General features: G+C 70.9%; 16 protein-coding genes and 1 tRNA gene. 2 read left to right on the top strand and 15 right to left on the bottom strand.

The features are described 5' to 3' along the window. Positions 1 to 150: 150 nt before the first annotated feature. From ABD169_RS12635 to ABD169_RS12605, 7 genes are all read right to left on the bottom strand, one after another. Positions 151 to 1,251 carry a D-alanine--D-alanine ligase family protein gene (locus ABD169_RS12635; protein WP_344032723.1) on the bottom strand — a complete coding sequence of 367 codons (1,101 nt, stop codon included), beginning with the start codon at positions 1,249 to 1,251 and terminating at the stop codon, positions 151 to 153. After that, on the bottom strand, positions 1,248 to 2,378 hold the full coding sequence (locus tag ABD169_RS12630) for an NAD(P)H-dependent glycerol-3-phosphate dehydrogenase (RefSeq protein WP_344032721.1): 1,131 nt from the start codon (positions 2,376 to 2,378) through the stop codon (positions 1,248 to 1,250). The genes ABD169_RS12635 and ABD169_RS12630 overlap by 4 nt, the downstream gene beginning before the upstream one ends. Continuing rightward, positions 2,375 to 3,142: a lysophospholipid acyltransferase family protein gene (locus tag ABD169_RS12625; protein ID WP_344032719.1), complete on the bottom strand. Its 768-nt coding sequence runs from the start codon at positions 3,140 to 3,142 to the stop codon at positions 2,375 to 2,377. Before ABD169_RS12625 ends, ABD169_RS12630 begins: the two co-directional genes overlap by 4 nt. Before the next feature lie 67 nt (positions 3,143 to 3,209). Continuing rightward, entirely contained in the window at positions 3,210 to 4,571 is a 1,362-nt protein-coding gene (gene murA / locus ABD169_RS12620) for a UDP-N-acetylglucosamine 1-carboxyvinyltransferase (RefSeq protein ID WP_046454533.1), read from the bottom strand. Positions 4,572 to 4,618: 47 nt separating this feature from the next. After that, on the bottom strand, positions 4,619 to 5,221 hold the full coding sequence (gene leuD / locus ABD169_RS12615; RefSeq protein WP_046454525.1) for a 3-isopropylmalate dehydratase small subunit: 603 nt from the start codon (positions 5,219 to 5,221) through the stop codon (positions 4,619 to 4,621). Positions 5,222 to 5,223: 2 nt separating this feature from the next. Then, a complete protein-coding gene (gene leuC / locus ABD169_RS12610) occupies positions 5,224 to 6,699 on the bottom strand; it encodes a 3-isopropylmalate dehydratase large subunit (protein WP_344032715.1) in 1,476 nt (491 codons plus the stop codon). 222 nt (positions 6,700 to 6,921) lie between these two features. After that, entirely contained in the window at positions 6,922 to 7,944 is a 1,023-nt protein-coding gene (locus ABD169_RS12605; protein WP_084820979.1) for a TerC/Alx family metal homeostasis membrane protein, read from the bottom strand. Between the two features lie 203 nt (positions 7,945 to 8,147). Here ABD169_RS12605 and ABD169_RS12600 point away from each other — a divergent pair, with 203 nt between their 5' ends. Then, positions 8,148 to 8,978, top strand: coding sequence for a TIGR00645 family protein (locus tag ABD169_RS12600; protein WP_344032713.1), 831 nt, complete (start codon positions 8,148 to 8,150; stop codon positions 8,976 to 8,978). A 365-nt stretch (positions 8,979 to 9,343) separates the two neighbouring features. Here the strand turns inward: ABD169_RS12600 and ABD169_RS12595 are convergent. Then, a tRNA-Glu gene (locus ABD169_RS12595) sits at positions 9,344 to 9,416 on the bottom strand. A 247-nt stretch (positions 9,417 to 9,663) separates the two neighbouring features. Here ABD169_RS12595 and ABD169_RS12590 point away from each other — a divergent pair. Then, complete coding sequence (locus ABD169_RS12590; protein ID WP_344032711.1) at positions 9,664 to 10,350, top strand: MBL fold metallo-hydrolase; 687 nt, start codon at positions 9,664 to 9,666, stop codon at positions 10,348 to 10,350. A 47-nt stretch (positions 10,351 to 10,397) separates the two neighbouring features. Here ABD169_RS12590 and ABD169_RS12585 read toward each other — a convergent pair whose 3' ends face one another. The 7 genes from ABD169_RS12585 to guaB1 form a co-directional block, all read right to left on the bottom strand. Next, positions 10,398 to 11,921, bottom strand: coding sequence for a hypothetical protein (locus ABD169_RS12585; protein ID WP_344032709.1), 1,524 nt, complete (start codon positions 11,919 to 11,921; stop codon positions 10,398 to 10,400). Beyond that, positions 11,918 to 12,553 carry an ABC transporter ATP-binding protein gene (locus ABD169_RS12580; RefSeq protein WP_344032707.1) on the bottom strand — a complete coding sequence of 212 codons (636 nt, stop codon included), beginning with the start codon at positions 12,551 to 12,553 and terminating at the stop codon, positions 11,918 to 11,920. Before ABD169_RS12580 ends, ABD169_RS12585 begins: the two co-directional genes overlap by 4 nt. Then, positions 12,550 to 12,972 carry a phage holin family protein gene (locus tag ABD169_RS12575; RefSeq protein WP_344032705.1) on the bottom strand — a complete coding sequence of 141 codons (423 nt, stop codon included), beginning with the start codon at positions 12,970 to 12,972 and terminating at the stop codon, positions 12,550 to 12,552. The genes ABD169_RS12580 and ABD169_RS12575 overlap by 4 nt, the downstream gene beginning before the upstream one ends. Positions 12,973 to 13,068: 96 nt before the next feature. After that, a complete protein-coding gene (locus tag ABD169_RS12570; protein ID WP_344032703.1) occupies positions 13,069 to 14,250 on the bottom strand; it encodes an AI-2E family transporter in 1,182 nt (393 codons plus the stop codon). Positions 14,251 to 14,349: 99 nt separating this feature from the next. Then, on the bottom strand, positions 14,350 to 15,777 hold the full coding sequence (gene thrC, locus ABD169_RS12565; RefSeq protein WP_344032701.1) for a threonine synthase: 1,428 nt from the start codon (positions 15,775 to 15,777) through the stop codon (positions 14,350 to 14,352). A 155-nt stretch (positions 15,778 to 15,932) separates the two neighbouring features. Further along, complete coding sequence (gene pepN / locus ABD169_RS12560; RefSeq protein ID WP_344032699.1) at positions 15,933 to 18,515, bottom strand: aminopeptidase N; 2,583 nt, start codon at positions 18,513 to 18,515, stop codon at positions 15,933 to 15,935. 32 nt (positions 18,516 to 18,547) lie between these two features. Beyond that, positions 18,548 to 20,056, bottom strand: a complete 1,509-nt coding sequence (gene guaB1, locus ABD169_RS12555) for a GMP reductase (protein ID WP_344032697.1) — start codon at positions 20,054 to 20,056, stop codon at positions 18,548 to 18,550. Between the last annotated feature and the right edge of the window lie 39 nt (positions 20,057 to 20,095).

Below are 20,095 nucleotides of genomic sequence, written 5' to 3'. Positions count from 1 at the left end.
CTCAGCCGGATCACGGATACGCAATCGTCCGGCTGAGCGTTCAAATCCGGCTGAGTGCGCGGCCGTCACAGAGACAGGGACAGAAACACAACAACGCCCGGACGCTTACGCGTCCGGGCGTCGCGTTCTCTGTCGGAGAGCGAACGCCGCCTAGCGGTGCGTCTCGATCGCGAGTTCCACGAGCTCGGTGATGAGATCCGTGTAGCTGAGGCCCGATTCCTCCCACAGGCGGGGGTACATCGAGACGGGCGTGAAGCCCGGCAGCGTGTTGATCTCGTTCAGCACGGGGCCGTCGGCCGTGAGGAAGAAGTCGATGCGCGAGAGCCCGGCGAGCTGGGCGACCTCGAACGCACGCACGGCGGCGTCGCGGATCGCCTCGAACTCGGCCTCGGTGACCTCTGCGGGCAGCGCCAGCTCGACGCCGGCGGCACCGAGGTACTTCGCCTCGAAATCGTAGAACTCGCGCCCGGTGAAGACGATCTCGCCGATGACGCTGCTGGTGCGCGGGGCTGCACCGCCGCGTCCCTGCAGTACCGCGATCTCGACCTCGCGGCCGACCACGCCGGACTCGATGAGGACCACCGAGTCCTCGGCGAAGGCCAGGTCGAGCGCTGCGGGGATGCCCGCGCGCTCCGACACCTTGCTGACGCCGACCGAGGAACCGGCACGGGCCGGCTTGACGAACAGGGGGTAGCTGAGGCCCTCGTCGAGGCGCTCGGCCAGATAGGGATCGCGGTCGAGCTCGAACCGGGTCACGGTGCGCCAGGGCGCGACCGCGATGCCCGCATCGGCGAGCACCGTCTTGGCCACGTGCTTGTCCATGGCCAGCGCCGAACCGAGCACGCCGCTGCCGACGTAGGGCAGATCGACGAGTTCGAGCATGCCCTGCACGGTGCCGTCCTCGCCGAAGGGGCCGTGCATCATCGGGATCACGGCGTCGACGTGGCCGAGCGAGCGGAGCCCGCCCTCCTGCTCGATCACCGTGAGGCTGCGCGTGTCGAGCGACGCCGGCCACAGCACCCGGGTGCCGTTGTCGGCGACGGTGGGCAGCGCGCCGGCCTCGAGGCGGAACGAGAGCAGATCCTCCTCGGGGACGAGCACGGTCGCCCCGCGCTTCGTGATCCCGACGGGGATCACGTCGAACAACTCGCGGTCGATGGCGCGCAGCACGCCCGCCGCGGTGACGCAGCTGATCTCGTGCTCGCTCGAACGGCCTCCGAAGAGGAGGACGACGGTACGACGGGCGCTCATGGGCGCTCCCCCTTCACTCGGTCGATGAATCGCTTCCAGGCTCCGCGGCGATCGCCGCCGAGCGACAGTTCGGGCTGCGGCACGCCGTCCTCGGTGGCGAGGTGCGGGCCGAGGTCGCGCGGCGCCATGCGGCCGTCGAGCACCATCTGGACCTGCTCGACGATGGGCATCGAGATCCCGCGCTCGCGGGCGAGTTCGAGCACCGGGCGCACCGAGGTGATGCCCTCGGCGGTCTGCTGCATCTGCTCCTTGGTCTCGGCCTGGCTGTAGCCCTGGCCGATGAGGCGCCCCGCGGTGTTGTTGCGCGACAGCGGCGACTGGCATGTGGCGATGAGATCGCCGAGGCCTGCGAGGCCGGACATGGTGGTGGGATCCCCGCCCGAGGCCACCGCGAACTCGGTCATCTCGGCGAGCCCGCGCGTGATGATCGCGGCCTTCGTGTTCTCGCCGTACCCGACGCCGTCGACGATGCCGATGGCGAGGGCGATGAGGTTCTTGAGCACCCCGCCGAGCTCGGTGCCGGTGACGTCGGTGTTGACGTAGCCGCGGAAGTAGGAGGTGGAGAAGGCCGTGGCGATCTCCTGGGCGACCTCGAGCGAAGCGCAGGAGGCGACCGCACCGGTGGGCTGCTCCTTGGCGATCTCGAGGGCGAGGTTCGGGCCGGAGACGACGGCGATGCGCTCGGGCTCGAGATCGAGCACGTCGGCGATGACCTCGCTCATGCGCATGGTCGTGGTGCGCTCGACGCCCTTGACCAGGCTGACGAGCACGCTGCGCCGCTCGAGGTAGGGCTCGAGGTCTTCGAGGTTCTGACGCATGGTCTGGCTCGGCACCGCGAGGAACACGAGCGAGGCCCCCGAGAGCGCCTCGGCGAGCGACTCGGTTGCCTTGAGTCCCTTGGGCAGGTTGATGCCCGGCAGGTACTGGCTGTTGCGGCGGGCGACCGAGATCTCGTGCACGACCTCGGGGCGGCGCGCCCAGATCGTGACGTCGCAGTCGGCATCGGCGAGCACCTTGGCGAAGGTGGTGCCCCAGCTGCCCGCCCCGATGACGGCGACCTTGCGGCCCCGGTTGGAGTTCGGTCGTTTGGAGCCGGATCCCGCTGCGGGGGTGGACTTGGTGTTCAAAAACGCCCCGTCTCGCTCTGCTGGTGCTTGCTCGGATCCCAGCGCTCCGGCGGTGCCTGCTCGCCTCGCAGCTCGACGAGCAGCGCGGTGATGGCCTGCATGAGCACCTCGGTCGCCTCGGTGACGACGCGCTGGTCGATCGGGCCCGTGCGGAAGCGGCTCAGATCGAGCGGCTCGCCGACCGAGACCCGGATGGTCTTGCGGGGGAACGGGTGGATGCGCTTCGCGTACCGCGGCATCAGCTCCTGCGTGCCCCAGTGCGCCACGGGGATCAGCGGGATCCCGGTCTCGAGCGCGAGACGCACGGCCCCGCTCTTGCCGCGCATCGGCCAGAGATCGGGATCGCGGGTCAGCGTGCCCTCGGGGTACACGATGACGCACGCCTCGCGCTGGATCAGTCCGCCGGCGTCACCCATGGGGTTGTTGCCCCCGCGCGACGCACCGGCGCGCTCCACCGGGATCTGCCCCGAGGACCGGAGCAGCCAGCCCAGCACCGGCACCTTGAACAGGCTGGCCTTGGCCATGAACCGCGGTAGGCGGCCGAGGTGCCAGACCGCGGCGCCCATGGCCACCGGATCGATCTCGCTGTAGTGGTTCGGCGCGAGGATGAACGGGCCGGTCTGCGGCAGACGGGACTCCCGAGTGAATCGGTAGCGCACCATCAGAGACCACAGCGGCAGGATCAAGGAAGCGAGCACCCAGAACATGGATGGCCGCCGCTTCTCGGCCGAGGAGCGGCTCCTCAGCTTCACCGTTTCACGCATGCATCAATTATCGCCGATGCCGCATGCCTCCGCTGACAGCGCGCGGAGAACTGTGGATACCGCCGATTCAGCCCTCGTACACGAAGTCCGCGCCGAGCAGCCGCAGCTTCTCGATGAAGTTCTCGTATCCGCGCGAGATGATGCCGAGGTTCGTCACCCGCGTCTGCCCCTCCGCGGTGAGGCCCGCGATGAGGTAGCTGAAACCGCCGCGCAGATCCGGGACCTCGATCTCGGCACCGCTCAGCGGCGACGGACCGGTGATCACGGCGGCCTGCTCGAACTCGCGGCGCTTCACGCGGCGGGCGTCGTCGTGGAGGCCGTCCTTGTAGACCTCGATGTCGGCGCCCATCTGGTTGAGCGCGTCGGTGAATCCGAAGCGGTTCTCGTAGACGGTCTCGTGAATGGTCGAGGTGCCCTCGGCCTGCGTGAGCGCCACGACGAGCGGCTGCTGCCAGTCGGTCATGAAGCCGGGGTGCACGTCGGTCTCGATGGTGACGGGCTTGAGCTCGCCGCCCGGGTGCCAGAAGCGGATCCCGTCGTCGTGCACGTCGAAGTCGCCGCCCACCTTGCGGAAGACGTTCAGGAAGGTCATCATCTCTTCCTGCTTGGCGCCCCCGACGAACACGTCGCCGCGGGTCGCCAGCGCGGCCGAAGCCCAGCTCGCGGCCTCGTTGCGGTCGAAGATCGCGCGGTGATCGTAGCCGCGGAGCTCCTCCACGCCCTCGATGAAGATCACGCGGTTCGGCTCGACCGTGATGATCGCGCCCATCTTCTGCAGGATGCAGATGAGGTCGATGATCTCGGGCTCGATGGCGGCGTTGCGCAGCTCGGTCTGCCCCTTGGCGAGCACGCTGGTGAGCAGCACCTGCTCGGTCGCGCCGACCGAGGGGTAGGGCAGCTCGATGTTCGCGCCGTGCAGACCGTCGGGCGCGCTCAGGCTGATCCCGCTCGGAAGCTTCTCGACGACGGCGCCGAACTTGCGGAGCGCCTCCAGGTGGAAGTCGATCGGGCGATCGCCGATGCGACAGCCGCCGAGATCGGGGATGAACGCCTCGCCGAGGCGGTGCAGCAGCGGGCCGCAGAAGAGGATCGGGATCCGCGAGGACCCCGCGTGCGCGTCGATGTCGGCGTGGTGGGCCTGCTCGACGTTCGAGGGGTCGAGGTGCCACTCGCCCGGATCGTCGCTGCGCGTGATCTGCACGCCGTGCAGCGCGAGGAGGCCCGCGACGATCCGGATGTCGGAGACGTTGGGTACGTTGCGCAGGACGCTCGGCGTCTTGCCGAGCAGCGCGGCGACCATCGCCTTCGGCGCGAGGTTCTTCGCGCCGCGCACCTCGATACGCCCCCGGAGCGGACGTCCGCCGTTGATCAGGATCTCGTCGGAGGTGAGTCCGACGCGGGCCGCTGCCTTGCGCGCGTCCTGCTTCAGACCGTCGGTGGCGTCGGTCGTGCTCTGGGGGGTCTCGGTCTTCTGGCTCACGCGTTCCTCACGGGAAGAGTGGTCGGCATCCACGAGGGACGCTTGGCTTCGAAATCGGTGATCGACTGCTCGTTGCGGAGCGTCAACGAGATGTCGTCGAGCCCCTCGAGCAACCGCCACCGAGTGTAATCATCAATCTCGAACGGGACTGAGATATTCCCGACCGCAACGGTGCGGTTCTCGAGGTCGACCGTGACCTCGGCGCCGGGCTGCTCGTCGAGCACGGCCCAGATGCGCTCCACATCGGCCTCGGCGACCTGCGCGGCGAGCAGTCCCTGCTTGCCGGAGTTGCCGCGGAAGATGTCGGCGAAGCGCGCCGAGATGACGACCTTGAACCCGAAGTCGCGCAGCGCCCAGACGGCGTGCTCGCGCGAGGACCCGGTGCCGAAGTCGGGACCGGCCACGAGGACCTGGGCACCCCGGTACTGCGGCTGGTTGAGCACGAACTCGGGATCCTGGCGCCAGTGGTGGAACAGTGCGTCGTCGAAGCCGGTCTTGGTGACGCGCTTGAGGAACACCGCGGGGATGATCTGGTCGGTGTCGACGTTGGATCGCTTCAGCGGAGCGGCGATCCCGGTCAGGGTGGTGAACTTGTCCATGATCAGGCCTCCACCTGCTCGTGCGCGATGCCCTTCGCGGCGTCTTCCTGCAGGTCCCACGGGCTCGACAGGGTGCCGCGGATCGCGGTCGCCGCCGCGACGAGCGGCGAGACCAGGTGGGTGCGACCGCCCTTGCCCTGGCGGCCCTCGAAGTTGCGGTTCGAGGTCGACGCGCAGCGCTCCCCCGGAGCCAACTGGTCGGGGTTCATTCCGAGGCACATCGAGCAGCCCGCGAAGCGCCACTCGCCGCCGAACTCCTCGACGATCTTGTCGATCCCCTCGGCCTCGGCCTCGAGGCGCACGCGCGCGGAGCCGGGCACGACCATGAGGCGCACGCCGTCGGCCTTCTTGCGGCCCTTGATGATGCTCGCGAAGTCGCGCAGGTCGTCGAGACGCGCGTTGGTGCAGGAGCCCATGAACACCGCGTCGACCGCGATCTCCTTCATCGGGGTCCCCGCTTCGAGATCCATGTACTCGAGGGCTCGCTCGGCCGCCGCGCGCTCGTTCGGATCGGCGATGTCGGCGGGCACCGGGACGGTGTCGCTCAGCAGCACGCCCTGGCCGGGGTTGGTGCCCCAGGTGACGAACGGTTCGAGCGCGCTCGCGTCGATGAAGACCTCGCGGTCGAAGGTCGCGCCCTCGTCGGTCGGCAGCGACTTCCAGTACTCGACCGCGGCGTCCCAGTCGGCGCCCTGAGGCGCGTGGTCGCGCCCCTGGACGTACGCGAAGGTGGTCTCGTCGGGGGCGACCATGCCGGCGCGCGCGCCCGCCTCGATCGACATGTTGCAGATGGTCATGCGCCCGTCCATCGACAGGTTGCGGATCGCCGAACCGCGGTACTCGAGCACGTAGCCCTGTCCGCCGCCGGTGCCGATCTCCGCGATGACGGCGAGGATGATGTCCTTCGCGGTGACGCCGGGACGCAGCTCGCCCTCGACGTCGATCGCCATGGTCTTGAACGGCTTGAGCGGCAGCGTCTGCGTGGCCATCACGTGCTCGACCTCGCTGGTGCCGATGCCGAAGGCCAGCGCGCCGAAGGCGCCGTGAGTCGAGGTGTGGCTGTCGCCGCACACCACGGTGATGCCGGGCATGCTCAGGCCGAGCTGCGGGCCGACCACGTGGACGATGCCCTGCTCCTTGTCGCCGAGCGGGTGGGCGCGGACGCCGAATTCTTCGACGTTGCGGCGCAGGGTCTCGATCTGCGTGCGGCTCGTCGGGTCCTCGATCTGCTTCGAGATGTTGAGCGTGGGGGTGTTGTGATCCTCGGTCGCGATCATCAGGTCGACCCGGCGCAGCGGCCGATCGGCCATGCGCAGGCCGTCGAAGGCCTGCGGGCTGGTGACCTCGTGGATCAGGTGCAGGTCGATGTAGATGAGATCCGGGTTGCCGTCTTCGCCCTTGACGACGACGTGGTCGTCCCAGAGCTTCTCGGCCAGAGTACGGGGGCGCCGTGCGGACGGCGTGGACTGCTCGGTCATATGTCTGCTTCTCCGCTTCGATTGCGCTGACATGCGGTGCTGCTGCGCGGGGTTCGGTGTTTCGGCCATGCCAGAACTCCGCGACGGGGATGACCGATGGTTAGGCCCCGTCGCGGCACGGAAGAAGCAGCTGCCGTGAACGCATGCCGGACAGTTTAGCACTCGGGCGCCCGCGAGATCGTCATCGCGAGCGCCCGAGCGCCGTGTCCGGTCGAGACCGGGCTACGGCTTCTCGTGCGGTTCGGCAGCCCCGAGATGCAACTTCTCGCCGCCGGCCGCCGCTTCGCGGCGCACCTTGACGATGCTCGCGATCGTGGCGATCGCCATCGCCGCGACGATGAAGCCGAGCGAGGTCCAGGTGTCGATGTCGGGCACCGGAACGTGCTCGCCGCCGTTGATGAACGGGAGCTCGTTCTCGTGCAGCGCGTGCAGGATCAGCTTCACGCCGATGAAGGCGAGGATCGCGGCGATGCCGTACTTGAGGTACTCGAGACGCTCCAGCAGGCCGCCGAGCAGGAAGTAGAGCTGACGCAGCCCCATGAGCGCGAAGACGTTCGCCGTGAACACGATGAAGGGGCTCTGGGTGATGCCGAAGATCGCCGGGATCGAGTCGAGCGCGAAGAGCAGGTCGGTCGCGCCGAGCGAGATGAGCACCAGCAGGAACGGGGTGAACATGCGCTTGCCGTCGACCGTGGTGCGCAGCTTGCCGCCGTCGTACTCGTCGCTGAAGGGCATCACCTTCTTCACCTGGCGGATGATCCAGCTGTCGCCCTCCTGCTCGTGGCCGCCCGGCTTGACCTGCTGCCAGGCCGTCCAGATGAGCCACAGTCCGAAGATGAAGAACACCGCGATGAATCGCTCGATGATCGCCGCGCCCGCCAGGATGAAGAGGCCGCGGAAGATGAGCGCGAGCACGATGCCGATCATGAGCGCGCGCTGCTGGTAGGCGTGCGGCACCGCGAAACGGCCGAGGATCAGCACGAACACGAAGAGGTTGTCGATCGAGAGGCTGTACTCCGTCAACCAGCCGGCGAGGAACTCGCTGCCGTGCTGGGCATCGCCGAGCAGGAACAGGGCGCCCGCGAACAGCAGCGCCAGCAGCACGTAGACGCCGACCCAGATGCTGGCCTCGCGCATCGACGGGACGTGCGGGCGCTTGATGATCATCAGCAGGTCGACGAGCAGGATCGCGACGAGGACGACCATGGAGCCGATCTCGAACCAGAGCGGTAGTGCGGTGGTCAATGAATTCCCTTCGGGCGTGCGCGGGTGCGCGGAACGGCCGAAAGTCTCTTCCCGGTGCGGCCCTGTCGGACCGCATCGCGCTCGTACCGGTCGGGCGACGGCGCCCGGCGTACTGACGATACGAGCGAAACGGAATACTCCCCTTCGCTGTGCACCAGTGTAGCGGGTCCGCACGCAGGCGGCTCCGATACGATATGCCGCGCATGTCCCGACCCGACGAGAGGATCCCCGTGAGCTCCCGCCCCGTTCAGACCCCGATCGAGCGCTCCGGTGCGCGCGGCCCCGGCGCCGCGTCCCGCACGCTCGCGGGCTTCATCTTCGCGAGCCGCTGGCTCCAGGCGCCCCTCTACCTGGGCCTCATCATCGCCCAGGCCGTATACGTGGTGCTGTTCTTCGTCGAGCTGTGGCACCTCATCGAGAAGTCGGTGATCAAGGGCAAGTTCACCGAGACCGAGGTCATGCTGAGCGTGCTCGCGCTCATCGACATCGTCATGATCGCAAACCTGCTCATCATGGTGATCATCGGCGGCTACGAGACCTTCGTGTCGAAGATCCGTGTCGACGGCCACCACGACGAGCCCGACTGGCTGTCGCACGTCAACGCGAACCTGCTCAAGGTCAAGCTCGCCATCTCGATCATCTCGATCTCGTCGATCCACCTGCTCAAGACCTTCATCGAGGTCGGACGCATGGACGGCGGGACGGTGAAGAACGGCAAGAACATCATCTACTCGAACGACGGGGTGATGTGGGAGGTCATCATCCACCTCGCCTTCATCGTGTCCGCGCTCGCGCTCGCCTGGATCGACAAGATGAGCCACCACGCCGAGCCTGCAAAGGCGCACGCTCCCGTCCCCGCGCCCGGACCGGTCCTCGCCTATGCGACAGCACCCGCGGGACCCGCAGGCGCGGCGGTTCCCCCGGCTCCGGCCGGCGCTGTCGTGGCCTCGGATGCCATCGACGCCGACGGATACGTGACGGTGCGCGTGCCCGCGGGCACCGTGCTTCCCGAGGGCGCGCAGCGCATCGACTAGTCGCGGGATCGAACACACACCGCAGGGGCGTCCGTTCGGGCGCCCCTGCAGTGTTTTCGGGGGTCTCGGCTGCTGGGGTCGGCTTCGGCTTCGGCAGGCCGGTCGCGTTCAGACGGAGATTCGCGTTCGGAAGGAGGATCCCGCCGGAATCGTCCTTCCGAACGCGAATCTCCTTCCGAAGGCGAGAGCAGGACGCGACCGAGCGCCGCCCGACCACGGACAGGGGCGCGCAGACGCAGGCCCAGACCCAGACGCAGACCCAGACCCGGACCCAGACGCAGACGCAGACGAGTGCCGCAGGCCCCGAACGCAAGCACGCAGAAACGACGAAAGCCCCGCCCGAAGGCGAGGCTTTCGTTTCTCGGTGACCCCAGCGGGATTCGAACCCGCGTTACCGCCGTGAGAGGGCGGCGTACTAGGCCGCTATACGATGGGGCCGAGCTGGTTGCGCTTCCCGGGGCTTCCCCCGTGCCGCGGCAACTCGTATATTCTGACACACGGATTCAAAGCGCCACAAATCGGGCCGTGTTCCACGGCGCGTCGCCCGTGATTCCGCCATTTTTGCGCGCCCCCACTGCGAGCCCGCTTCCGCCCGGCTGCGCGCCCGGCTGCGCCCGCCCAAGCGCCCAACCCAAGGCCAGCCGGAACCTGGTTCGCACTCATCCCCCGGGTCTAGGATCGCGGCATGCGCGGATTCCGTCTCTCCCATGCCGGCCTGGTGCTCGAGCACGAGGGTCACGCCCTCTTCATCGATCCCGGATCCTTCACGACCGAAGCCGAGCTCTCCGCGGCGATCGAGGCGGTTTCGGCCGAGTCGACCATCGCGGGCGTCGTGATCACCCACGAGCACGGCGATCACTGGTCCGCGCCGAACCTGGCCGCGATCCGCGCCGCCGCACCCGGTGCGGGCGTCTTCACGACCCGGGCGACCGCCGAGGCGCTGCAGGCCGCGGGGATCCCCGACGCCGTGGTGGTGCACGAGGGCGATGCCGCCGAAGCGGGCGGTTTCGAGCTCGACTTCTACGGCCACCGGCACGAGGTGCTGCACGCGAGCATCCCCGTCATCGACAACATCGGGGTTCGCGTGAACGGCTCGCTCGCCTACGGCGGCGACTCGCTCGCACGTCCGCCCTTCCGCGCGGACGTGCTCGGTGTGCCGATCGGCTCGCCCTGGTCGACGATCGGCGATGTGATGGACTTCGTGCTGGCGAACGCGCCGCGCCGCGCATTCCTGACCCACGACGGCATGCTGTCCGGCCCCGGCCTGGCCCTGTTCGAGCAGCGGGTGCGCGAGGCGCTCGCGACCACCGGGGGCGAGCTGCTGGCGTTCCCCCGACTCGGCGACGCCGGAACCGCCCGACTGGAGCTCTAGCGCTCCAGAGCGCGAGAACCGCCAGCCGGAGCCGGCCGGCATCGGGACTAGCGTCCGCGCGCGGTGCGGGTGCGGGCCCGGATCCAGAACCCGAGACCCAGCAGGATCGGGAGCGCCACCGGGAGGAGCGCCTGCGGGGCGCCCACCGTCAACGCGGCCAGCAGCGCCCCGATCACGGCTGCGCAGACGGGGCCGTCGAAGGTCCACGCGAGCACGTTCAGCGCCGAGAGGTCGCCGGCCGCGGTCGGGATCGGCGCCAGCAGGCGCTGCGGCAGCGGCCCCTTCAGCACCGCGAGGACCCGCAGCTGCTGCGCCATCGCGGCCAGAGCGACGACGGCGATCAGGATCGGCCCGGCGATCCCGGCGGCGCCGCCAACAGCGGCCGCGCCGCTCCCGTCCGCGGCACCGACGATGACCGCACCGAGCACGGGCAGCAGGATCGCGAGCGCGCTCGGCAGGATCGCGTGCGCGGCCAACAGGCTGCCCGGGGACAGCGGAAGCAGCCCGGGCCCTCCGATCCCCTCGGCGGCGGCCCTCAGGCCGCGGCAGAGCGGCCCCAGCGCGGCGTAGAGACCGGCGCCCACCCCCGCGCCGGCGAGCGCCGCCGCCTGGGCGTCGGGGAACACGCCCGACGGCGATCCCGCCCCGCTCGTCGCGAGCGCGAGCGCAGCGCCCGCACCGCTCAGCGCGACCACCGCGAGAACGCTCCGCGCCGGGGCGCGCAGCGCGCCCCGGAGGTCGCGGAGCAGGATCGCGGGAACCGCGCGGTGCGGAACCCGCCAGCGCCAGTGCCGTCCGCCCCGCACGGGAGCCCCGAGCCGAGCCGCCGCGATCGCGGGGTCGCCCGAGAGCGCGAGCATCGAGACGTCCTCCCAGCGAGCGGCCTGATCCCGCAGCGTGCGCAGTGGGATCCGCGCGGCGAACGCCGGCGCCGCGGCCGCCGACGCGAACCCGAGCACGGCGGCCGCCACTGCGAGTCCGGGGATCCAGGCGCTCGGCAGCAGGGCGGTCCCCGCCCCGAGCAGCACCAGGGCCGTCGCGAGCGCAGCGCGGACCCCGCGACCGGCCTGCCCGGCGAGCAGCACCGCCGCCGCGCACAGGCCGAGCCCGGCGCCGACCGCGATGGCGGGCGCCCACGCGGCGGGAGGCTCGGTCGCGATGCCGAATACGCCTCCGCCGATCGCCCCCAGCGCGGCCGACGCCGCGAACGTGCGGAGCACCGTCGGGGCGAGCAACCGGGCCCGCGACCCGGGTCCCGAGAGCACCAGGTCGATCTCGGGCAGCGACGCGGAGGCGGGTCCGCGCTGCGCACCGAGCAGCGCGCAGGCGGCGAGCACCGCGCAGACCGCGACGCCGGCGACGCCCGCCCCCGAGCCGCCGAGTCCCGGCCAGGCGTCCGCGAGCGCGAGCGTCGCGGCGCGCAGCACGGGCGCCACGACCACCAGCAGGGTCATCACGACGAGGTAGGCGCGGTACACGACGCCGTCGTCCGAGGATCGCGTCGCACGGCGAGCGAGGATCGCTCGCGCACGCGCACGGGATCCCTCGCCCGGGACGAAGCGCGGGCTCATTCCCCGACCCGCACCCGGCGGTCGGCGATGCGCTCCACGAGCTCCGGATCGTGGCTGGCGCAGGCCACCGCCGTCCCGCGCTCACGAGCTTCGAGGATCGCCTCCGCGAGCAACCCCCGGCGGTCCGTATCGAGGCGCTGCTCGGGTTCGTCGAGCAGCAGGACCTCGGCCGGTCGCGCGAACACCAGCGCCAGGTGCGCGAGCTGCCGCTGCCCGCTCGACAGCTCGTGCGGGAAGCGGTCGCGGAGCGCGACGAGCTCGAACCGCGCGAGCGCGTCCTCGACGGGTCCCGCATCGTCCCAGAGAGCCGTCACCAGCGCGAGGTGGTCGGAGATCGTGAGGTCCGGATAGAGTGCGGGCGGCTCGATCAGCATCGCCATCGCCCGCCGGGTCGCGGCCTCGCGCTCCTCCACCGGCCTGCCGCGCAGCAGCACGCGTCCGCCGCTCGGACGCACCCGGCCCGAGAGCAGCCGCAGGAGCGTCGTCTTGCCCGCGCCGTTCGACCCGAGCAGCGCGATGCACTCCCCCGCGTCGATCGCGACCGAGGTCTCGGGCAGCAGCGTCGCACCGTCGACGACGAGCGACGCGCGCTCCGCGACGAGCAGCGCCCCGCCCGTACCAGCGGGACTCACCGGTGCTTCGCCTCCCGACGATCGAGCAGACGGTCCTCTTCGCGGCGCTTCAGCCACCGCTCGACGATCACGCCCATGATGATCCAGCCGCCGAGGGCGGTCACCACCCAGACGATGATGGGCGCGGCGATCCACGCGGTCGCGCCGTCGATCGTGATCCCGCCGTGGAACAGCGTCGCGATCCAGAGCGCGAGGAACGTCGAGACGATCCCGATGCCGCCGAGCACAGCGGAGGCGTAGCGGCGGGCCAGGTTGAACACGAACGGCGCGAGGATCGCCTGGGCGAGCGCGAGCACGCCGACCGCGACGAGGAAGCCGCCGAGCTGCAGGTGCACGCCGTCGACGACCAGCGAGGCGACGATGAGCGCCACCGCGGCGAGCACCAGGTTCGATGCCAGTCCCAGCAGGAATCGGATCATGGACGCGTCTCCTTCGAAGTGTCTGCGGGCGTGGCCGCTGTCGTGGCCTCAGCGTATCGGAACCGGCGAGGCGCCGGTCCGGCCGGCCGGGGCCGCTCAGCGCGTGTTCGGGCGCGCCCACCGCGCCGGGAGGGACGGACCGTCCCAGACCTGGATGATGCCCCAGGCGACCGCCGCGATCGGTACGGCGAGCACTGCCCCGAGCACGCCGCTCAGCACCGTACCGATGGTCAGCGCGAGCAGGATCACGAGTGCGTGCAGCTTGAGCGTACGGCCCATGAGCACGGGCTGCAGCAGGTTGCCCTCGAGCTGGTTCACGAGCACCACCACGCCGACGACGATCACGGCCGAGATCGGCCCGTTCGCGACGAGGGCGACGAGCGCCGCCAGGGTGCCGCCGAGGGTCGCCCCGATGAACGGGATGAACGACAGCAGGAAGGTGAGGACCGCGAGCGGCAGCGCGAGCGGGACGTGCAGGATCACGAGGCCGATGCCGATGCCGATCGCATCGACCGCGGCCACCGCGGCCGTGCCGCGGACGTAGGAGCCGAGGGTCACGACGGCCTTGTCGCCGATGCGCTCGGCGCGCGCGAGCGCCTCGCCGCGGAAGGGGCGCAGCAGGAAGCGCCAGATGACCGCGCCGTCCTTGAGGAAGAAGAACAGCACGACGACCATGAGGATGAGCCCCGTCACGAAGCTCGCGACCGCGCCCACGCCCGCGAGGGCGCCCGATCCGAACTCGGCGCTGGTCGCGAAGTGCACGAGCGCGTCACGCCACTGGAGCAGCTGCTCGGAGCTCGGAGCGAACGGCAGGGTCTGCACCCAGGCCGCGGCCTGGGCGTAGCCCTCGATGGCCTGATCCGAGAGATCGTCCCACTGGTCGATGACCGCCCAGGTGATCATCCAGCCGATCCCGGTGAGGATCAGGACGATGCCGAGCAGCACGATGACGGTCGCGAGCGCGGGCGGCAGATTGCGGGCCCGCAACCAGCGCATCACGGGAGCGAAGGTGCTCGCGAAGATGAGCGCGAGCAGGATCGGGATCACGACCGTGCTGAGCACGCGCAGGCCGAGCACGACCCCGGCGGTGAGCACGAGCACGATGATGATCTGCAGCGCACGCGTGGCGAGCAGCCCGAAACCGTCGCCCCAGGCGGCCCGCGCCGCCGTCGCAGCGCGGCTCAGCGACGGCCGCCCCGATACCTCGGGCTCCGGCAGCCTTGATTCGAGGTCGGCGATGCGCCCCTCGAGTTCCCGTCGTTCGCGGCGGCCGAACATCACCCTGCCCTTCGTCGGTGGACCTGTGGTCCCCCAGCGTAGGCGGCACCGCCGACACCGCGGCGGCGCCTCGCCCGGCCGCCGCGGATCGGTCGCGGATCAGGCGGTGGCGCGCTCCGCGATGAAGGCGCGCAGCGCCTCGGCGTCGTCGGCCATCTCGGTGACGTGCTGCGGCAGCTCGAGCATCGCCGCGAGATCGTCGGGCAGCGGGGCCGCCGCGCCGAGCGCCTCGACCACGATCTCGGGGAACTTCGCAGGCTGCGCGGTCTCGAGCACGAGCATCGGCACGCCGGCCTCCTGGTGCTCGCGCGCCACCTTCACACCGTCGGCGGTGTGCGGGTCGATGGTGACACCGGTCGCCTCGTGCACGGCGCGGATCGTCGCGACGCGGTCGGCGTGGGTGCTCGTGCCGCTCGCGAAGCCGAACTCGTCGGCGAACCGGGCCTGCTCGTGCGAGAGGTCGAACTCGCCGCGCTCGGACAGCTCGGTCCAGAGCCCGCGCAGTCGATCCGCGTCGCGCCCGACGAGTTCGAAGATGAAGCGCTCGAGGTTCGATGCCTTCGAGATGTCCATCGACGGGCTCGAGGTCGCGTGCGTGTTCGCCGCGCTGCGGGGGCGGTAGACGCCGGTGCGGAAGAAGTCGTCGAGCACGTTGTTCTCGTTCGCGGCGAGCACGAGGCGGCGCAGCGGCACGCCGAGCTGCTTCGCGTACCAGCCCGAGAGGATGTTGCCGAAGTTGCCCGACGGAACCGTGACCGAGATCTCGAAGCCGGCGCGCTGCTCGGGCGCGACCGCATCGCTCGCGCGCAGCCACGACCACACGTAGTAGACGGTCTGCGCGGTGATGCGGCCGAGGTTGATGGAGTTGACGGTGCCGAGCTGGTGCTGCTGCTTGAACGCGAGGTCGCCCGAGAGCTCCTTCACGAGGTTCTGGCAGTCGTCGAAGACGCCCTCGACCGCGATGTTGTGGATGTTGTCGTCGGTCAGCGAGTACATCTGCGCCCGCTGGAACGCGCTCATGCGCCCCTGCGGCGACAGCATGAAGACCGCGACGCGATCCTTGCCGCGCAGCGCGTACTCGGCGGCCGAGCCGGTATCGCCCGAGGTGGCGCCGAGCACGTTGAGCGCGCGGCCGGTGCGGGCGAGCACGTACTCGAGCGACTGCCCGAGGAACTGCATGGCCATGTCCTTGAAGGCGAACGTGGGCCCCTCGGACAGGCCGACGAGCGTGATGCCGCCATCGAGTTCGGTGAGCGGGACGACGCCCTCGGTCGGGAAGTTCTCGGCGGAGTACGCCGCCCGGCACATCGCTTCGAGGTCGGCGCGCGGGATGTCGGTCGCGAAGCGCGAGATCACCTCGGTCGCGAGGCCCGCGTAGTCGAGGCTGCGCCACGACTCGAGCGTCGCGGCGTCGACGCGCGGCAGCTCGGCCGGCACCACGAGACCGCCGTCGGGCGCGAGGCCCTCGAGCAGGATCGCGCTGAACTCCGACGGCTCGAGGCCGCCGCGGGTCGAAATGAACTGCACGTTCGCTCCTTGTGCTCCGGGTCCCCGACTGGGGATCGCGTTCTATTGTTCCAGACGTTCACCCGTCATCCCGCGCGAGCTTGCGAGTCGCGGGATCTCGGCGGATCCTGCGACTCCTTCGTCGCGCAGGATGACGAGGAGGCCGTCGGCCGACGTTACGCCGACTGGGCGGCGCGCACGCGGATGCGGCGGGCCAGGCGGTCGCGCTGCTCGATCACGAGCCGGCGCAGCGAGCCGGGCGCATCCGCGTTGGCGTCGAGCCATGCGTCGACGGCGTCCGTGTTCGGGGCCTCGGGGAACAGTCCGAGCACGAGCCGCTTCGCGATCTCGATGCTGCGGGTCTGCCAGGCGGGCAGGATCCGCGCGAAGTACCCGTTCTCGGGGTCGGACGGCAGCTCGCCGAGCAGTTCGTCGCGTCCGCCGGCGCGTGCGCCCGCGATGGTCGCATCGAGATGCTCGTTGCTGAGCTCCAGGTCGTTCCAGGCGCGCTCCCACGCCGCGAGGCGCACCTCGGCGTCGGGCACCGAGGCGCGGGCCCGCACCGCCCAGGCACGACCGCTGCCCGTGTCGTCGCTCGCCAGCTGCGTCGCGATCTCGGCTTCCCCCGCGTGGCCCGTGGCGACGAGCGCGGTGAGCAGCCGCCACCGCAGGTCGGCGTCGAGCGCGAGACCGAGCGGCACCGCGTCCTCGTGCCCGCGCATGATGTCGGCGACCCGCTCGGACTCCGAGCCGTCGCGTTCGGCGGCCGCGGCGAACGCCCGCGCCCAGGCCAGCTGGGAACCGCTGCCGTGCTCCGCCGCGTCGAGCTGCTGCAGCGCGAGCTCCAGCTGAGCCCACTGGGCGTCGACCCGGTGCTCGGCGCGCACGTAGCTGCGCACGGCGAGCGCGGCGTTGCCGAGCACCGTCTCGAGCAGCCCGACGTTGCGCTCGGCGCCCGCGTGCTTCGCCACGATGGCGAGGAACTCGCGCGCCGGCAGCTCGCCGTCCCGCGTCGCGTTCCAGAGCGCCGACCAGACAAGGCCGCGCGCGAGCGGGTCGTCGATGGCCGAGAGGTGGCCGGTGACCGCCGCGCGCGCGGGTGCGTCGAGGCGGACCTTCGCGTAGCTCAGGTCTTCGTCGTTCAGGATCCAGAGGTCGTACGCCCGGAGCAGCTTCGGGTCGACCGGCAGCGGGGTCTCGGTGTCGACCAGGTCGAGCTCGACGCGCTCGCGTCGGATCATGGCGCCGGAGTTCGGGGCGAGCGCGTAGCCGCCGACCGCGATGCGGTGCGGGCGCGGGTCGCTCATCAGGATCCGGGCGCCCGGCTCCTCCGCCGCATCGGATCCGCGATCCAGTTCGAGCGTCGACAGGCCGGTGGTCTCGAGCCAGGCGGCGGACCAGGCGCGGAGGTCGCGGCCGGAGGCCTCTTCGAGTGCGACGAGCAGGTCGTTCAGCTCGGTGTTGCCGTAGGCGTGATCCGCGAAGTAGCGGCGGGCCCCGGCGAAGAAGGCGTCCTCCCCCACGAAGGCGACGAGCTGCTTCAGCACGGCCGCGCCCTTCGCGTAGGTGATGCCGTCGAAGTTCAGCTTGGCCGCTTCGAGATCGGGGATATCGGCGACGATGGGGTGGGTGGTCGGCATCTGATCCTGCTCGACGGCCCACGCCTTGCGGCGGTTCGCGAAGGTCACGAACGCGTCGGTGAAGCGCGTGGCCCGCGACGCGGCGAACGCGCCCATGAAGTCGGCGAACGACTCCTTGAGCCACAGGTCGTCCCACCAGCGCATCGTCACGAGGTCGCCGAACCACATGTGCGCCATCTCGTGCAGGATCGTGTTCGCACGGCCCTCGCGCTGCGACTCGGTCGCGGCACCGCGGAACACGTAGGACTCGGTGAAGGTCACGAGCCCCGGGTTCTCCATCGCGCCGAGGTTGTACTCGGGCACGAAGATCTGGTCGTAGACGCCCCAGGGGTAGTCGAAGCCGAAGCGCTCGTGGAAGAAGTCGAGGCCCTGCTTCGTGACCTCGACGATCTCGTCGGCGTCGAGGTGCTCGGCGAGCGAGGCGCGGCAGTAGACGCCGAGCGGGATCTCGAGGCTGCCGTCGCCCTTGGTCCAGGAATCGCGGACGCCGAAGTACGGCCCGGCGGCGACGGCCGTGATGTAGCTCGAGATCGGCCTGGTCGGGGCGAACTCGATCGCGGCGCCCGGCGCGTGCTCGCCCACGGGGACCGTGTTCGAGAGCACGGTCCAGGCCTCGGGCGCCCGCACCGAGAACGCGGTCTCGGCCTTCAGATCGGGCTGCTCGAAGCAGGCCATCACCCGCCGGGCGTCGGCCGGCTCGTACTGGGTGTAGAGGTAGGTCTCGCCGTCGGCCGGATCCACGTAGCGGTGCAGCCCCTCGCCGCTGCGGCTGTAGACGCCGAGCGCCTCGACGCGCACCACCACCGCGGCGGCGGCATCGGACGTGCCGCCGAGGCCGTCGATGCGGATGCGCGCCCCGTCGTAGCGGACCGGCTGCTCAGTGCCGTTCACCTCGACCCGTCCCACGGAATCGCCGATGAAGTCGATCCAGGTGGCATCGGCGCGCGCGTCGAACTCGAGGGTGGTGACGGTCGGGAACACGGCGACGGCGGGGTCCGGCGCGGCCGTGACATCGAGCTCGACGCGGATCCGGTGCAGGTCGATCACCGCGGCGCGCTCGGCGGTCTCGGTGCGACCGAGGTTCGCCGACGCGCTCGCGGAACGGAGTTCGGAAGTCATACCCCCATCGTGTCATGCCGCGGGGGCGGCGCTCACCACGAGACCGGAAGCGCCTTGCCCTCCTCGTATCCCGCGGCCGACTGCAGGCCCACGTGCGCGCGCTCGTGGAACTCGGCGACGCTGCCCGCGCCCGCGTAGGTGAACGACGACCGGACGCCCGAGGTGATCATGTCGACCAGGTCCTCGACGCTCGGCCGCTGCGGGTCGAGGTAGATCTTGGACGACGAGATGCCCTCGGCGAACAGCTCCTTGCGGGCGCGCTCGTAGGGGTCGAGGCCGCCGAAGCGCGCCTGCACCGCCTTGGTCGAGGCCATGCCCCAGGATTCCTTGTAGAGGCGTCCGCCCGGGTCGGCGACCAGCTCGCCCGGCGCTTCGATCGTGCCCGCGAACCAGGAGCCGATCATGATCGACGCGGCCCCGGCGGCGAGCGCGAGCGCGACGTCGCGCGGGTAGCGGACGCCGCCGTCGGCCCAGACGTGCGCGCCGAGCTCGCTCGCGGCCTCGGCGGTCTCGAGCACGGCCGAGAACTGGGGGCGTCCGACGGCGGTCATCATGCGGGTCGTGCACATGGCGCCGGGGCCGACACCCACCTTGAGGATGGTGGCGCCGGCGTTCACGAGGTCGTGCACGCCGTCGGCGGTGACGATGTTGCCCGCTGCGACGGGGAGGCCGAGGTCGAGGTCGGCGATGGTGCGCAGCGCACGGATCATGCCTTCCTGGTGCCCGTGGGCGGTGTCGACGACGAGCACGTCGGCACCGGCGGCGGCGAGCGCCGAGGCCTTGCCCGCGACGTCACCGTTGATGCCGACGGCCGCGGTGACGGCGAGACGTCCGTCGCGGTCGACGGCCGGGGCGTAGAGCGCGTTGCGCAGGGCGCTGCGCGAGGTGATCGTGCCGACGACGCGATCGCCCTCGAGCACGCAGAGGATCGGGGCGCCGAGCGCTTCCTCGGCGGCGAGCACTGCGTCGAACGCCGCGCGGCCCTCGCCGAGTTCGGCGACGGGGATGGTGGGGAGTTCGCCGCGCACGAGGTCGCCGAGCCGGGCGTCCTCGGGGACGCTGGCGAGGCGGTGCGCGGGGAGGACGCCGAGCACCTCGGCGACGGGGATCCCGACGGGCGCGCCGCTCGGGCCCGCGGTGCCGTCGGCGTAGCGCTCGGCGTCGCCGCGGACGACGACCAGGCCGTGCTGTTCGCTCGGCGGCACGCGGCGCAGCGCGTCGGCCGCGGTGTCGCCGGCGCCGGCGACGATGGGGGCGTCGCAGGAGGCGGGGCGCTCCTTGACCCAGCGGATCGCCTCTTCGACGACGGGCAGCGGCGGATCCTGCGGGAGTACCGCGAGGCCGCCCCGGCGGGCGAGGGTCGCTGCGAGGCGCGGGCCCGAGACGGAGTTCATGTTGGCGGCGACGAGCGGGATCGTCGCCGGCGTCCCGTCGCCGGGCGCAAGGTCGACCGCGAAGCGAGACCCCACCGCGGAACGGCGAGGAATGAGGTAGACGTCGGAGTAGGTGAGGTCGCCCGTCGGCTGGCCGGAGATCTGCATGGCTCCACGCTACCCCGCCGGGCCCCGGGGCGTCGGTGG

It is taken from the genome of Leucobacter iarius (genome assembly GCF_039530105.1).
Lineage (GTDB): Bacteria > Actinomycetota > Actinomycetes > Actinomycetales > Microbacteriaceae > Leucobacter > Leucobacter iarius.
This window is presented reverse-complemented; position numbering and strand designations above follow the sequence as displayed.

What these genes read in the sequence shown, in the direction of transcription:
- ABD169_RS12635 (WP_344032723.1), bottom strand. Translation starts at nt 1,251, where the DNA reads ATGAGCGCCCGTCGTACCGTCGTCCTCCTCTTCGGAGGCCGTTCGAGC.
- ABD169_RS12625 (WP_344032719.1), bottom strand. Translation starts at nt 3,142, where the DNA reads ATGCGTGAAACGGTGAAGCTGAGGAGCCGCTCCTCGGCCGAGAAGCGG.
- leuD (WP_046454525.1), bottom strand. Translation starts at nt 5,221, where the DNA reads ATGGACAAGTTCACCACCCTGACCGGGATCGCCGCTCCGCTGAAGCGA.
- leuC (WP_344032715.1), bottom strand. Translation starts at nt 6,699, where the DNA reads ATGACCGAGCAGTCCACGCCGTCCGCACGGCGCCCCCGTACTCTGGCC.
- ABD169_RS12600 (WP_344032713.1), top strand. Translation starts at nt 8,148, where the DNA reads ATGTCCCGACCCGACGAGAGGATCCCCGTGAGCTCCCGCCCCGTTCAG.
- ABD169_RS12590 (WP_344032711.1), top strand. Translation starts at nt 9,664, where the DNA reads ATGCGCGGATTCCGTCTCTCCCATGCCGGCCTGGTGCTCGAGCACGAG.
- ABD169_RS12585 (WP_344032709.1), bottom strand. Translation starts at nt 11,921, where the DNA reads ATGAGCCCGCGCTTCGTCCCGGGCGAGGGATCCCGTGCGCGTGCGCGA.
- ABD169_RS12575 (WP_344032705.1), bottom strand. Translation starts at nt 12,972, where the DNA reads ATGATCCGATTCCTGCTGGGACTGGCATCGAACCTGGTGCTCGCCGCG.
- ABD169_RS12570 (WP_344032703.1), bottom strand. Translation starts at nt 14,250, where the DNA reads ATGTTCGGCCGCCGCGAACGACGGGAACTCGAGGGGCGCATCGCCGAC.
- pepN (WP_344032699.1), bottom strand. Translation starts at nt 18,515, where the DNA reads ATGACTTCCGAACTCCGTTCCGCGAGCGCGTCGGCGAACCTCGGTCGC.
- guaB1 (WP_344032697.1), bottom strand. Translation starts at nt 20,056, where the DNA reads ATGCAGATCTCCGGCCAGCCGACGGGCGACCTCACCTACTCCGACGTC.